The organism is Paraburkholderia sp. RL17-380-BIE-A (genome assembly GCF_046028085.1).
GTDB lineage: Bacteria > Pseudomonadota > Gammaproteobacteria > Burkholderiales > Burkholderiaceae > Paraburkholderia.
The window spans coordinates 125,331-139,031 of the sequence record NZ_JARESQ010000016.1 but is presented as its reverse complement, the minus strand read 5'-3'; the positions used below and the strand labels follow the sequence as shown (position 1 = coordinate 139,031).

Here is a 13,701-nt window from a genome sequence, read left to right as displayed (position 1 = left end):
CGAACGCTGGGCCGCTCAGGCGTGCTGCAAGCGGTATTCGGCGGCGTGTGCGACGAGCGCGAGCGCACCGCAGATCACGAAGTAAATCAGCCCGGCGGCAAGATAGGCTTCCAGCGGCCGATACGTGCTGGCCGCGATGTTCTGCGCGGTGCGCGTCAGTTCGGCCACGCCCACTACCGAGATCAGCGAGGAAGCCTTGATGAGCAGCACCATTTCATTGACGAGCGACGGCAGCGTCAAGCGGAACGCTTGCGGCACGAGAATGCGCCGCAGCATGTCGAATGGCGAGAGGCCGAGCATGCGGGCGGCTTCGAGATGGCCCGGCGGAATGCTGAGAAAACCGCCGCGCAGAATCTCGGCGATATAGGACGCGGAGCACAGCGACACAGCGCTGATCGCCGCGACGACGGGCGACACGTTGATACCCGCGAATGGCAACAGGTAGTACACCAGCAGCAATTGCACCAGCATCGGCACGCCGCGAAAGAAGAACACATAGGCGCCGCCGAACATGCGCGCCGCGCGATTCGGCGAGAGGCGCGCCGCGCACACGCCGATCGCCACGAAGAAGCCGATCAGCAGACCCGTCAGCGAAATGCCGATGGTGGCGAGCGCCGCATGCAGCAGCAGCGGCAAGCCCTGGAGGAAGACGGTCGTGCTGAACATAAGCGTCGCACTCGCTAGAACGGGAAACGCGATGCGGCCCGGGGCGCGGTCCGCATCGCTTGCATCACGACACGTGCATCGAAATCGGCACGTGAGCCAGGCAAAGCGTGAGCCGATCAATAGTTCGGCGCGGGCATGGTTGTCGGCGCATCCATGGCGACGCCGAACCATTTTTTCTGCAAGGTGGCGAGGCGTCCGTCGTTGTGCATTTTTACTAGCGCGGCGTTGAACGCATCGGCGAGCGGCTTGCTGTCCGCGTCTTTACGCAGGCAGTACGCGAAATACACCTTGGCGCCGAACGGGGGCTGCACCACGGCGAACGTTTCCGGGCGCTGCTTGGCCACATACGCAATGTTGGTCATGGAGTTCGCGACCGCCACGATCCGGCCCGCGGCGAGATCGGCGTAAGCCTGATTGTTGTCGACGTATTCGCGGATTTCAGGCGGTTTGGGCAGCGTGGCGACGTAGGCCTTCAACTGGTCGAGCTGCGCCGAGCCCTTGCCGGCGCCCACCGTCTTGCCCGCGATATCCGACGATTGCTTGAGCGACGAATCGTTCGCGCGTTTGAGCAGCGCATCCGTTGCGTCCGCGATCGGCAGCGTGTAGGTGTAGCGCTCCATGCGCGCCTTGGTGACGGTCAGCGGGCCGCCCACCATGTCGAACTTGCCCGCTTCAAGACCCGGCAGCACGCTCGGCCAGGGCAAGTCGATAAAGCGCACCTTCACGCCCATTTCCTTGCCGACCTCGGCGAACAGATCCTTGTTGAAGCCCGCTTGCTGACCGTTTTCGAGGAAGTCGAAGGGCGCGAACTGCATCTCGGTGCCGACCACCAGTTCGCCGGCTTTCTTCACTTTGGCGAGTTGGTCTTCCGCGTGGGCGGTGACGCTTGCCGCGCACAACGCCAGCATGACCAAACGACACTTCCAGCCTGCAAGGATGCTCATGGGATTCTCCGGTTGGCAAAGCGGTGTCGCGCGAAGGTGGTGCACGAAACGGGTTCGGCGCGAGTCATGCGAGGCAGTATATACCGCAGTTTTCGCGCGAAAAAAATAAACACGCGAGTAGAGAAAAGCCCTTATATGAAGCGGTGCGAAGCAGCTTGCGGGTGTGCTTTTGGCGGTATATACAACTGCAATGCGTGAGGCGGAACGAGGTCTTCCCATAGACGATTCATGCGCCTTCATGTGGTTCTTTCATCAGTCGATTCGACCCGCCCATCAGGAGCAGCGCGATGCCCGTGACCCGCATTCCGATCATCGATCTCGCCGGCGTTCGCGCGGGCGACCCGCAGGCTTTGCAGCGCGTCGCGCAGGAAATCCGTGAAGCGTGCACGACGATCGGCTTCTTCTACATCGTCAATCATGGCGTGCCGCAAGACTCGATCGATGCCGCCGCGCAGGCGGCGCGCCGCTTTTTCGCGTTTCCGGTGGAGACCAAGCGGCGCGCGGCGGTCAACCAACGGCATCGCGGCTTCAATGCGCTCGGTGACGCGACCATGTACGAGGCCAAACGTCCCGACTACAAGGAGTTCTTCAGCATCGGCCTCGAATTGCCGGAAGACGACCCGGACGTGCTGGCAGGTCAGGCACTGCGTGGGCCGAATAACTGGCCGGACTTCATGCCGGAGCTGCGTCCCGCGCTATATGGCTACTACGAAGCGGTCGCGGCGTGCGGCGCGGATCTGCTGCGCGCGGTGGCGGTGAGCCTCGGCGTCGACGAACATTTTTTCGCGCCGCGATATACCAAGCGGATGCAGCGCACGCAGATGGTCTACTATCCGCCGCAGCCGCCCCAATCGGACGACGATCAGTTCGGCGTCGCGCCGCATACCGACTACGGCTGCATCACCTTGTTGTGGCAGGATCAGGTGGGCGGCCTGCAGGTGCGCGAAATCGCCAACAATACGTGGGTGGACGCGCCGCCAGTCGAAGGCAGCTTCGTGGTCAACGTGGGCGATCTGCTCGCGCGCTGGACCAACGACCGCTTCCGTTCCACGCTGCACCGCGTGATCAATGCGTCGGGTCGCGAGCGCTATTCGATCGCGACGTTTTATGATCCGACTTACGGCGCGATGGTCGATCCGCGCGATCTCGGTACGAACGAAGCCGACCTCAAGTATCAGCCGGTCGCCGCGGGCGACTACATTCTCGGGCGTATCAACGACTCGATGGGCTATCGGAAGAAACGCGCCGCTGAAGGCGCGCAAGGAACCACTGCATGACAGACAACAGCACGGCGGGTCACACAGCGCCGCTTTCCGCGACACTCGCCGCGCTGCGCGCCGCGCTCGGTGAAGACAGCGTGCGCGTGGGCGAGCAGATCGGCGAACGCGCGATGACCGACTGGACACGCCACGATCCAACGCGCCCCGCGGCGTTGCTCCTGCCGCGCACCACCGAGCAGGTTGCGCGTGCGCTGTCGATCTGTCACGCGGCTCACCAGCCGGTGGTGCCGCAAGGTGGCATGACCGGCCTTGCGGGCGGCGCGATTGCGCGTGCCACGGATATTGCGTTGTCGCTCGAACGGATGGCCGGCGTCGAGGAAGTGGATGCCGCGTCGGCCACGCTGACCGTGCGCGCCGGCACGACCTTGCAAGCCGCGCAGGAAGCCGCCGCGCAAGCCGGCTTCGAACTCGCGCTCGATCTCGGTGCGCGCGGGTCCTGCCAGATCGGCGGCAATCTCGCGACCAACGCGGGCGGCAACCGGGTGATCCAGTCGGGCACCGCGCGCGACCAGGTGCTCGGCCTCGAAGTCGTGCTGGCCAATGGCGACGTGCTGACGTCACTTGGCAAGATGGTGAAGAACAACACCGGCTATGACCTCAAGCACTGGTTCATCGGCTCGGAGGGTACGCTCGGCGTGATCACGCGTGCGGTGCTGCGGCTTCATCCGCCCCGCGCCGCGCGCCACACCGCGCTGGTCGCACTCGATGGCTACGATGCCGCCGTGAATCTGCTGCGCCGCTTGTCCACGCGATTTGGCAACGATATTGGCGCGTTTGAAATCATGTGGCCGGACTTCTACGACTTCGGCGTGAAGCTGACCGGCACGCGTTCGCCGTTCGCCGAAGCGCACCCGCTCTATGCATTGATCGAACACGCGAGCTTCGATGCGGGCGATGGCGGCGAACGGTTTTCCGCCGCGCTGACAGAAGCGCTCGAAGCGGGCGCGATCCGCGACGCCGTGATCGCGCAGTCGGTGGCCGACGTGCGCGCGCTATGGGCAATTCGCGAATGCACCGCGGAGTTTCCGGTGCGGCTCGACGCGATCAACTTCGACGTGAGCTTGCCGATCGGGGAGATCGGCGTTTTCGTCGACCGCTGCCGCGCGGCGCTCGATCAGCGCTGGCCGGGCAATGCGTCGTATTTCTTCGGGCATATCGGCGATTCGAATCTGCATGTCACGGTGGACGGCCATTCGATCCCCGGTGTCGATCATCACGCGGTGTACGCGTTCGTCTACGACATGCTCGGGCCGCTGCATGGTTCGGTGTCGGCCGAACACGGCATTGGTCTGCTCAAGCGCGAGTTCCTGCCGATCTCGCGCTCGCCGGCAGAGTTGGCCGCGATGGCCGCGATCAAGCATGCGCTTGACCCACACGGTATTCTGAATCCGGGCAAGCTGTTCTGAGCGGGCTGCGCCGTCACGCGCGAGAAGCGTGACGGCGCGTGAGACGCGTGAGTGCAGGCGTGCTCGCCCTGAGTCAATGCGCGCCCAGGTACTTCGCGATCACCGGATAGACATCCGCGGCGGCGTTCTTGCCGAAGATACAGTCGATGTGCCCATAGCCCGGAATGATGTGCCGCTCGTAAGGCTGCTCGGGGAAGTGCCCGGTCAGCATTTCGTACGTGAGCAGCGTGCTTTTCGGCAGATAGGTTTCGTTTCTATCGCCGTGAATGAAGCCGATCGGCCGGCGCATGCCTTCCAGTCCTTTCATGCCGTCCGCGCCTGTCAGATAGACATCCTTGCCGGCGGCATCGACCACTTTGCCGGCCCGCACCATGGTGGCAAGGTGCTTGAATACCTCGACGTCATGCACACCAAGCAATTCCTGCAGATTCGCATGCAGCGTCTCGTTCAGTTGTGCATGTTCGTAGAGCAGGCCGTACAGGAAGGTCGCGCGGTGGCAGATCGGATTGCCGCAACCCTCGTCGTGATCGAGCGGGTAGAACCTGAGCGCCTCATCGAGCAGATTGTGGGGCCACGACTTGTGTTCCGTATAGGCGGTCAGGTCGAGCACGCCGAGGTGTTTCATGATGTCGGGGATATGCAGGCCGGCCTTGATCTTCTGTAGCGTGCCCGGCACCGGGTGAGTCGACACCTGCGAGATGACCGCCGAACGCACTCCTTCGAGTCCATACAGCAGCGACATGCTCAACGCCAATCCGCCCAGGCAGTGTCCCAGTGCCTGAATCTCCGGGGCGCCGGTCAACTCGCGGATTCTGGCGACCGCGGCCGGAATGTCCTCGCGCGCCACCTTGTCGACGTTGGTCGGCACGAGCACACTCGGCATTTCGATGCTGACGCGCAGATCGACGAGCCACACGTCGTAGCCTGATGCGCAAAGATATTCGACCATGTTGGTCGCGATCAGGTCGGTGGAATAGATGCGGCTCGATACACCCGAACCGTGAATCAGCAGCACCGGGCGCGCCGTTTTGTTCGCGGGGTCGAGGTAACGCGTGAGTCTCAGCTTCGTTCCATCGGGCGTGTCGAAGAAGAAGACCTGCGGCACCGGCGCGCGCAACGCACGCTTCAGGCGCGGTTCTGCATTCGGGTTGAAGTACTGCAAGGGCGCGGCCACGCCGCCATATTCGGTGAACAGCACACCCGCGAAAAACTTGCCGAATTTCAGGGTCCATTCGAGGCGGGTCTTCAGATCGGGCGCATGGGTGACTTCCAGCGTGCGTTGCTGCTTGAGGAAATTTTCGGGCGTGATGATCAGTGTTGCCTTGCCGATCAGCGGCGCGTCCGCTTGCGCCGATTCGCGAATCTCCGCGTATAGCGTGTTGGTCTGCTCCCACAAATTGATCGGCGAGGTACGGGTGATGATCTTTTGTCCGCTCAGATAATACGTCTTGCCTTCGGTGGAATTGAGCGTCATGCGGTAATTCATGTTGCGCTCGTCCACGTCGGACGCGTCGACCACGAACAGATTGAAGGTGCCGTTGGAGATCGTCATCGGCTGCGCGGAGAGCGCAGGGCAGGTCAGCGTACCCGCGGTTCGCGCCAGATGCTGCGGATTGCTGAGCATATCGGCGAGATCTTCCGATTCGACGGTCAGCGTGAACTCCATCGGACTCGTGGCGGCTTCGCCCGCCACGACCGGCGTGTAGGTGCCGATCATCGTTTCGGTGAATTGCAGGCCGATCTTCTGCGGCGAGGAGGGCGTCAACGACGAGGACGCGAGTTCGGGTGTCGGTGCAGGCGGTAAGCTCGGCGTCGCCGCTGCACCGGCAGACGAGGCGGCCGTCACCGGATGCGTAGCCAGCAGCAGTTCGCAATTGCGTTCGGCCAGCGCGGAAATGGTGAGGAGCGGATTGACGCCGAGCGACATCGGCATGACGGCGCCGTCCATTACGTAGAGACCGTCGTGCACCGCGTTGCCCGTCGCTCCGCTGAACACGCGGCCCATATGGTCGACCACGCCGCGCTCCGCATCCTCGCCCATGCCGCAGCCGCCGAGCGGATGCACGGTAACGGTGCGGTTGCCGACAATTTCAGTGGAAATCGGATTGCGCAGGTATTTGCCGCCGAGCGGCACGGTCGCCTGCTTGAGCGCTGCCTCGACCACCTGGAAGATCGGCTGCTTGCCGGCGTTCTCCCACACGATGCGCGGCTGGCCTTTGTCGTCCACGTCGATCTGGCCGTTTTCGTCGTCATGCGCCATGACGAGGTAGCTTTGCGTGTGATTGAGCGCGCCGTGATAGGGGCCGCGCAGAAAGCTTTCGGACACGCGGGCGTCGTAGGCGAGTTGGTCCGCGAGCGAGCGCGGCGCGACATCCACACCCTCCAGCGGCGCGGCGGCGCCGAGCAGGCCGACGAGCGCCGCGCCCACCGGTCCGGCCAGCGAGCCTTCCTCGATCACGTAGCCGTCCTTGACGTTGCCCGTATTGCGATGATCGATGAGGCCGGTAATGGTCGGCCCGACCGGCGGGATTTCGCCCTTCTCGTGCGCGCCCCAGCCCACGCCGTTGATCACGGGGTCGGTGTTGTACGCAAAGGCGAGCACGTCGCCATTGCCGGTGAAGTGTTTGCCGAGCATGCCGGAGACGCTCAACCCCTGATTGCGCGAGCGCAGCAGCAACGCGGTCGAACCGATCGTGCCGGCCGACACGATGACGATATCGGCGCTCACGAACAGGTCCGGGGCGCCATAGCTTTCGCGGCCGAGGCTCACCAGTTGATAGCCGACGATCCATTTTTGCGTGGCCGCGTCGCGCCGAACGGAGTGGACGGCGGCTCCGGTGAAAATCTGCGCGCCGTGCGCCACGGCGTCGGGCAGATAGTTCATGTGGGTGGAATTCTTCGCGTCGTAGTTGCAACCCGAATTGCAATCGCCGCAGCCGACGCACGCCTTCTGCTCGACGCCCGCGGCATTCACGCGGTCCTCGAAGGTGACGGTGATATCCGGGCGCGTAAAGCGGTCTTCCATGCCGAGCGCCTGCGCCGACGTTTCGAGCGCCTGCAGTTTCGGCAGCGTCGGGTAATCCTTCGGCACGGGCGACGGTTGCAGCATCGCGCGGGCGAGCGCGTAGCCCTTGTCGCGGGCCGCCTTGTCGGCGCGCAGCGCGGCCGGCCAGCGTTCGTCGTCCCACAGGCGCGGGTCGGCTTCGAGCGCGACATTCGCGTTGATCAGCGAGGTGCCGCCCAGACCGCAGCCGACTACCGCGTTCACGTCTTCGTTCACGTGCACTTCGAGCAGTGCCAGCGGGGAGCCGATATGGGCTACCGCCGTGTTGTATTGCACTTGCGCGGCGCCCTGAAACGGCGTGCGAGGGAATTCGCCCGCCATGAATTCGCGCCCGCGTTCGAGCACGCACACGCGGCGTCCGGCGCGCGCCATGCGGCATGCGGCGATCGCGCCGCCGTAGCCGGAACCCACCACGACCACGTCGTAGTGCGATTGAATAGCGGTCACGGCGCTCGATAAGCGGTTCATCACGACCACCTCGTCTGGAATGAGTGCGGGGAAAGACAACCAGGACTTCGGAAGCAAGACGGCGTGCGGCGACGGCTTTTTTATCCTAGGCGGTGCGCGCTCACAAAAAAAGGCGCATCGTGTGGGGCGCACGGCTCCGGTGTGCCACGTCCGCGGCATCGCGAGCCGGTGCGAGTGGCCGGGACTCGCCTGAGCGTTCGCTGTTAGGCGGCTGCTTCATTCATTTCGCTGTCGCTCGATTCGGCGGCGAGCAGGTTCAGCGCAAGCAGAATGGCCGGGCGATTATCGATGTCGATGTCAATGCCGAGTTCGTCCGTGAGCCAGCGGCCGATCTTGGTGTTGGAAAAATCCTCGGCGCCCGCCGTCTTCTTCATGGTGACGCCGAGTTTGACGGCGCGATAGTGATACGAGGGCACCCGATGCTGCGCAGCGACTGCCGACAACCCGCCTTTTCCTTCCGAGCACCAGCCGAGGCTGCCGGCCAGCACGATTCGCTCCGGCTCGTCGAGGCTCTCGATAAAGGCACGCGCCGAGAGCCGCACGCGCTGCTCGTCGAGGCCGTATTGCAGCAGCACGCTTTCCACCGGGTCTTCCAGCGCTTGCGCATGAAGATCGATTTCCTGCGCCATGCCTTCGTTTTCCATCGATACGTTGCGCTGGTGGCCGGCGCTGCGCAGGCAGTCGATCAGGTAGCGGCGGAAATACGCGCACAGGGCGTAGCCGTTGGACGGCGCGCTGTCGGCGCAGGCGCGGGTTTCCGTATGGCCTGGCGCGAGGCGCAGGACTTTCGCGTAGATGAACTGGGCGACCAGTTCTTCCTTGTCCTCGCCGAGCGCCTGCAATTCGAGCGGGTGATAGGTTCGCAACGCCCGCTTGACCAGTTCGACCATCGACACCATTTCGTCGCCGGACAACCGGGTACGCCGGCGCCACAAATCCGGCAGGATGGCATCGTCGAGATTGCGGACGAACTCGTGGCTCGGAACTGCGCCCATGAAAAACCTCCAGAAGGGGTAAGGCCAAGGAGCGCGGTGAGCCTGAACTGCAGGCGGGGTGTGGATGGTGAAGCTTTGAAGCCGCGCTGGAGAATGTGATTTAAGTATGGTTTCCAACGGCGGCTTCGCCTATATGGATTAAGTGGTAGCTGATGGGTAAACTGCCGGGTAAACCATCCGGCAAAGCGCATCTTATTCGTCTGAAGAGAAGCCGCTTGCACGGGAAGATCGCATCGCACTGCCGCAGCGCAGTTGCATCGCGCACGCAAAGCCACGCCGTACCCAATGCGGTCGCAGCCAGGTCCGCGCCACCCGCGTCGCCGCGCTTTCAGGCGACCTCACCGAACGTGCCGTGCCCGGTACTGTGCATGGACCAGAGTAGGCGCTAAAGCGCCGGCTCCGTTCGATAAGATCGATACGATCGACACAAGGAGACCGCGGAATGCGGGCTGACCCGATCCAGCGTGCCATCGACGAAGATCTGGTGCGCGTGTTATACGCGCAAGATCCGATCGCTTTCTTTTCGCACTGGTTTTCGATCGCGGTGCTGGTGGCGATCTACTGGCCGAAGATACCGTCGCCGCCGCTGTTTATCGCGTGTTTCGGTTTCTATGCGGCAGCCAATTGCGGCAGCCTCGCGCTATGGATTTGCAACCGCCGCTATCCGTCGCTCGTCTCGCCGCGCGGCTGGATCTATCTGCATGCGCTCCGCGGCGTGTTGCTGTACAGCGCGCCGGGCATCGCGGTGTGGTTCGCGTTCCAGAGCCCGCAAACCGACTTGCCGCTGCTGCACACAGTCATGCTCGTGACGCTCGCCGCGGGCGTGTTCATGTCGAATGGCTTCGACCTGCTGAATTTCTCGACCGCGATTCCTTTTCTGCTGTTTCCGTCGATCGTCATGCATTTCGGCACGCACACGTTCGACCGCACGATTCTCGCGATCGTCCTCGCGTTTTTCTTTTGCGCGATCAACGTCTATGCGCTGAGTTATCGCAAGCTGTTCCAGCAGGTCGTGCAGGCGCGCGTCGACCAGCAATATCTGGCGGAGTCGCTGGCCGCGCAAAAACGCGTGGCCGAAGAAGCGAGCCTAGCCAAGACACGTTTTTTTGCGGCTGCCAGTCACGACTTGCGTCAGCCGCTGCATGCCATCGGCCTGCTCGCGGCATCGCTCAACGATGCGGCGGCAACCCCCGCGCAGCACGCGAAGACCGCCGAGCACATCGTCTACAACGTCGAGGCGCTGAACCAGCTGTTCAACCAGGTGCTCGATCTGGCGCGGCTCGAAAGCGGCGTGACGCAGGTGATCCGGCTGCATTTCCGGCTCTCCGAGCTGTTCGAACGGGTCGGCAGCCAGTATCGTCCGCAGGCCGCCGCCAAAGGGCTGGCGCTGCGTATCGCGCCGACCACGATGGTCGTGCACGACGACCCCGTGCTGCTCGAACGCGTACTGAGCAATCTGCTTTCGAACGCGGTCCGTTATACCGAAGAAGGCGCGATCTGGCTGGGCGTTCGCCGCGCGGGGCGGCCGGCGGGCGGCTATGTCGAAGTGCGCGACTCGGGCATCGGCATTCCTGTCGAGGAGCACGAACGCATCTTCGAGGAGTTCTATCAGGTCGCCAATCCGCAACGCGACGCGCGCCAGGGCCACGGTCTCGGCTTGCCGACGGTGAAGCGGCTGGTCGAGATGCTCGGCGGCAAGCTGCAACTGCGTTCGGCCCCGGGCCGCGGTTCGGTGTTTCGCTTCCCGGTGCAGGCGGGCGATGCCGGCGGCATTGTCGCTAGCCTGAACGAAGCCGTGGCCGGCGGTCCGTCGGCGCAAGGGCGGCGCGTGCTGTGCATCGACGACGATCCGTCGATTCTCGAAGGCCTCGTCAGTCTGCTGGGCCGCTGGGGTTGCAGCGTGCTCGGCGCGCGCGACGAGGCCGACGCGCTCGCGGCGCTCGAAGGCGGCTTCGTGCCCGATGCCGTGCTGTGCGATTACCAGTTGGCGAATCACCGTACCGGCGCGCAGGCGCTGACTGCGGTGCGCAACGCGCTCTCGCGCGCGGGGCACGACAACGTGGTGACGCTGCTCATCACGGGCGACATGGCGTCGGCGGAACTGGCGGCGCTCGCGTTGCAGGGGATTCCGGTGCTTCATAAGCCGGTCACGCCGGCGCGCCTGCGGCGCACGCTGGAGATGCTGTGGCAGCAAGCGGAGATGGATAAGGGGCGGGCGTCGGCCGCGCTGGAATTGCGCGGGGATCGGCCGGGCAAAGAAGCGGGAAAGGAGCCGGGTAAAGAGGCGGGTAAAGAGGCGGGAAAAGAAGCGGGCAAAGAAGCGGGCAAAGAGCTCGGCAAAGAAGCGGCCGGCCGACCGGCGAACGGTGTGATGCGGGCCGGCGAGAATCTGCCGCAAGGCGAACCGAGAATAGGCTCGCAAAGCCAGCCCCAGAACACCCGGTATCAAAGCACCCCGTCGCAAAGCGAACCGCAGAAATAGAAGCGAACAGACGGCGAGAACAGACGACGAGAACAGACGACGAGAACAGACGACGAGAACGCCGTCTGCCCCGCATCTCGTTCTACAGGGTTTTCCCGGCTTCCAGCCAGCCGTTGATGACGGCGATCGCCGTTGATCGGTTATGCACACCGAGGGCCCGGAAAATCACCGACAGATGCACCTTCACCGTCCCCTCCGCGACGCCCAGCTCGCGCGCGATCATCTTGTTGGTCCAGCCGCGATGGACGAGCCGCATGATGTCCTGCTGGCGCGGCGACAGATTTTCCAATAGATGCTGCTGGTGCGGCTGCAACGCCTGAATCTGCGCGAGCGGCTCCGTGAGTGCGGCGCTGCTCTGGCCGGGCGCGCGTGCGCCAGACGGCGCCGCGCCTGGCAGCGACGGATCCGCGGCAGCTTCGGCGTGCGCGGGCGCCGCCTGCGCTTCCCGGCAGCCCAGCAAGCTCAGCGCTTCCATGGGTACGTAGGCGCCGCCCGAGAGCACCAGTTCGATTGCCTTGAGCATGACGCTGGCGGGCTGGCGCTTCGGCACGAAGCCGAGCGCGCCGGCGGCCAGCACCGCGCGCATTTCATCCGGTGATTCTTCGGCGGAGAGGACGACGAGCGGGAGCGCGGGGTTCGCTTTCAGCAGCACTTCGAGCGACGAAGCACCGCTCATGCCCGGCATGTGCAGATCGACGATGGCAAGATCGTGATCGGCGTCGGGACGCGCGAGGGTCGCGAGCGTCTCCCAGTTATCGGCTTCGTCGAACTGGGCGTCGGGATCAAGGCCGCGCAGCATACCCTTGACGCCCTCGCGGATCAGTTCATGGTCGTCGGCTACAAGAAACTTCATGATGGCTCCGCGAGTCGGGCCTGCCCGATGTGGGCCGCCGCGGTTATAGGGTCTCGTTTTACTTCTAGCCTCGTGAATCGCATCATTGCCGCCCACCCCGCGATCATATGCCTGACCGGTGGCGCGGCGCGCCTTCCGGCTTGCCGCTCGAGTAACCGTTTATTTGTCAAATCGCCATGGGGTCCGATGCACTGCATGATGTTTAAGGCAGGTCTCCCGCGCATAGGTTCCGGCTTGCATGGTAGACGAGCCGAACGGCCCTTTTTTGAAGCTGCCCATGCAGGATTCCGAAGGTTATGCGCACCGGATCGAATCACGTCAAAGCAGTCTCTATTTGACTGCAAATAACGTCGCATTCATCAGAATCTTGAATGCGAAACCGAGCGACATGGCCGAGCCTACGCCGAAACACCATAGCGCGATGAACCAGAGCCAGCCGGGCAGCTTGCGCGCCGGCGCCGGCGCGGACGATGCGCGATGACTTGCCCCGGCGTTTGTCTGCTTAGTGATAGTGATGTTGGTCGCCATGACGCACCTTGCCACGAAATACCCAATAACCCATCGTCGTATAAGCGATGATGATCGGCAGAATGACCGCTGCGCCGACCAACGTGAACATCTGGCTCGAACGCGGCGCGGCGGCTTCCCAGAGCGTCATGCTCGACGGAATCGCGTACGGCCACAGGCTCACCAGCAGCCCCGCATAACCCAGCAGCACCAGCAGCAGCGCGAGTCCGAACGGCGTGTTGTGATGCCGCTCACGCACCGCGCGATGCATGAAGAACGCGCAGACCGCCACGAGGAACGGCACGGGCAGCAAACGGTAGAAGAGGCCGTCATGGAACCAGCGTTGCGCGATGTTCGGATCCTGCAGCGGCGTCCACACGCTCACCATCGCGATGAGGCCGAGCAGCACGATCGTCAGCGGCCAGACCACGCGATGCAGGCGGCGTTGCAGATCGCCTTCGGTCTTCGCCACCAGCCAGCAGCAGCCGAGCAGCGCATAGGTGACGACAAGTCCGAGACCCGTCAGCAGACTGAACGGCGTGAGCCAACCGAAGGCGTCGCCCGCATAGGCGCCGTCGATCACGGGAATGCCTTGCAGGAACGCGCCCAGCGCGATGCCCTGAAAGAACGTCGCACCCGCCGAGCCGCCGATGAAAGCCAGGTCCCACAGATGCTTCGTACGATTGGCCTTGGCGCGAATCTCGAACGACACGCCGCGAAAGATCAGGCAGATGAGCATGAAGATCAACGGCAGATACAGCGCGGACAGCACGGTCGAGTAGACCGCCGGAAACACCGCGAACAGACCGGCGCCGCCGAGCACCAGCCAGGTTTCGTTGCCGTCCCACACCGGCGCGACCGTGTTCATCATCAGGTCGCGTTCCTTCTCGTCGGGGAAGAACGGGAAGACGATGCCGATGCCCAGATCGAAGCCGTCCAGCACCACATACATGAAAAGGCCCAGCGCGATGATCGCGGCCCACACTACGGTTACGTCCATGTTCTTTCTCTATCGCAAGTCGTTGCTAAAGCGGGG

At 63.7% G+C, this 13,701-nt stretch carries 10 protein-coding genes; 3 read left to right on the top strand and 7 right to left on the bottom strand.

Annotated elements, in window-relative coordinates:
- Positions 1-15: 15 nt before the first annotated feature.
- The gene (locus tag P0D68_RS25580; RefSeq protein WP_091802129.1) at positions 16-666 is read right to left on the bottom strand and encodes an amino acid ABC transporter permease; all 651 of its coding nucleotides are present in this window, start codon (positions 664-666) and stop codon (positions 16-18) included.
- Positions 667-782: 116 nt separating this feature from the next.
- Complete coding sequence (locus P0D68_RS25575) at positions 783-1,610, bottom strand: transporter substrate-binding domain-containing protein (protein WP_091802126.1); 828 nt, start codon at positions 1,608-1,610, stop codon at positions 783-785.
- 287 nt (positions 1,611-1,897) lie between these two features.
- On the opposite strand from P0D68_RS25575, the gene P0D68_RS25570 reads away from it, so the two are divergent.
- Both P0D68_RS25570 and P0D68_RS25565 read left to right on the top strand, forming a co-directional pair.
- Positions 1,898-2,887 carry an isopenicillin N synthase family dioxygenase gene (locus P0D68_RS25570; protein WP_091802123.1) on the top strand — a complete coding sequence of 330 codons (990 nt, stop codon included), beginning with the start codon at positions 1,898-1,900 and terminating at the stop codon, positions 2,885-2,887.
- Entirely contained in the window at positions 2,884-4,296 is a 1,413-nt protein-coding gene (locus tag P0D68_RS25565) for an FAD-binding oxidoreductase (RefSeq protein ID WP_408301408.1), read from the top strand. The genes P0D68_RS25570 and P0D68_RS25565 overlap by 4 nt, the downstream gene beginning before the upstream one ends.
- 73 nt (positions 4,297-4,369) lie before the next feature.
- On the opposite strand, the gene P0D68_RS25560 is transcribed toward P0D68_RS25565, so the two are convergent.
- Positions 4,370-7,828 (bottom strand): GMC family oxidoreductase N-terminal domain-containing protein, encoded by a 3,459-nt coding sequence (locus P0D68_RS25560; RefSeq protein WP_408301481.1) that lies wholly within the window; start codon positions 7,826-7,828, stop codon positions 4,370-4,372.
- 203 nt (positions 7,829-8,031) lie between these two features.
- Positions 8,032-8,823, bottom strand: coding sequence for a hypothetical protein (locus tag P0D68_RS25555; RefSeq protein WP_408301406.1), 792 nt, complete (start codon positions 8,821-8,823; stop codon positions 8,032-8,034).
- 442 nt (positions 8,824-9,265) lie between these two features.
- On the opposite strand from P0D68_RS25555, the gene P0D68_RS25550 reads away from it, so the two are divergent.
- On the top strand, positions 9,266-11,305 hold the full coding sequence (locus P0D68_RS25550) for an ATP-binding protein (protein ID WP_408301404.1): 2,040 nt from the start codon (positions 9,266-9,268) through the stop codon (positions 11,303-11,305).
- An 82-nt stretch (positions 11,306-11,387) separates the two neighbouring features.
- On the opposite strand, the gene P0D68_RS25545 is transcribed toward P0D68_RS25550, so the two are convergent.
- The 3 genes from P0D68_RS25545 to cydB all read right to left on the bottom strand — a co-directional run bounded on the left by P0D68_RS25545 (position 11,388) and on the right by cydB (position 13,665).
- Positions 11,388-12,158, bottom strand: coding sequence for a response regulator (locus P0D68_RS25545; protein ID WP_408184915.1), 771 nt, complete (start codon positions 12,156-12,158; stop codon positions 11,388-11,390).
- 330 nt (positions 12,159-12,488) lie between these two features.
- A complete protein-coding gene (locus tag P0D68_RS25540; RefSeq protein WP_408301402.1) occupies positions 12,489-12,686 on the bottom strand; it encodes a hypothetical protein in 198 nt (65 codons plus the stop codon).
- Positions 12,661-13,665, bottom strand: a complete 1,005-nt coding sequence (cydB, locus tag P0D68_RS25535) for a cytochrome d ubiquinol oxidase subunit II (protein WP_408301400.1) — start codon at positions 13,663-13,665, stop codon at positions 12,661-12,663. The genes P0D68_RS25540 and cydB overlap by 26 nt, the downstream gene beginning before the upstream one ends.
- Positions 13,666-13,701 lie beyond the last annotated feature (36 nt).

Bases quoted from the DNA above. Each gene is read 5' to 3' on its own strand.
- P0D68_RS25560 (WP_408301481.1), bottom strand. From the start codon at position 7,828: ATGAACCGCTTATCGAGCGCCGTGACCGCTATTCAATCGCACTACGAC.
- P0D68_RS25550 (WP_408301404.1), top strand. From the start codon at position 9,266: ATGCGGGCTGACCCGATCCAGCGTGCCATCGACGAAGATCTGGTGCGC.
- P0D68_RS25565 (WP_408301408.1), top strand. From the start codon at position 2,884: ATGACAGACAACAGCACGGCGGGTCACACAGCGCCGCTTTCCGCGACA.
- P0D68_RS25575 (WP_091802126.1), bottom strand. From the start codon at position 1,610: ATGAGCATCCTTGCAGGCTGGAAGTGTCGTTTGGTCATGCTGGCGTTG.
- cydB (WP_408301400.1), bottom strand. From the start codon at position 13,665: ATGGACGTAACCGTAGTGTGGGCCGCGATCATCGCGCTGGGCCTTTTC.
- P0D68_RS25545 (WP_408184915.1), bottom strand. From the start codon at position 12,158: ATGAAGTTTCTTGTAGCCGACGACCATGAACTGATCCGCGAGGGCGTC.
- P0D68_RS25580 (WP_091802129.1), bottom strand. From the start codon at position 666: ATGTTCAGCACGACCGTCTTCCTCCAGGGCTTGCCGCTGCTGCTGCAT.
- P0D68_RS25540 (WP_408301402.1), bottom strand. From the start codon at position 12,686: ATGGCGACCAACATCACTATCACTAAGCAGACAAACGCCGGGGCAAGT.
- P0D68_RS25555 (WP_408301406.1), bottom strand. From the start codon at position 8,823: ATGGGCGCAGTTCCGAGCCACGAGTTCGTCCGCAATCTCGACGATGCC.
- P0D68_RS25570 (WP_091802123.1), top strand. From the start codon at position 1,898: ATGCCCGTGACCCGCATTCCGATCATCGATCTCGCCGGCGTTCGCGCG.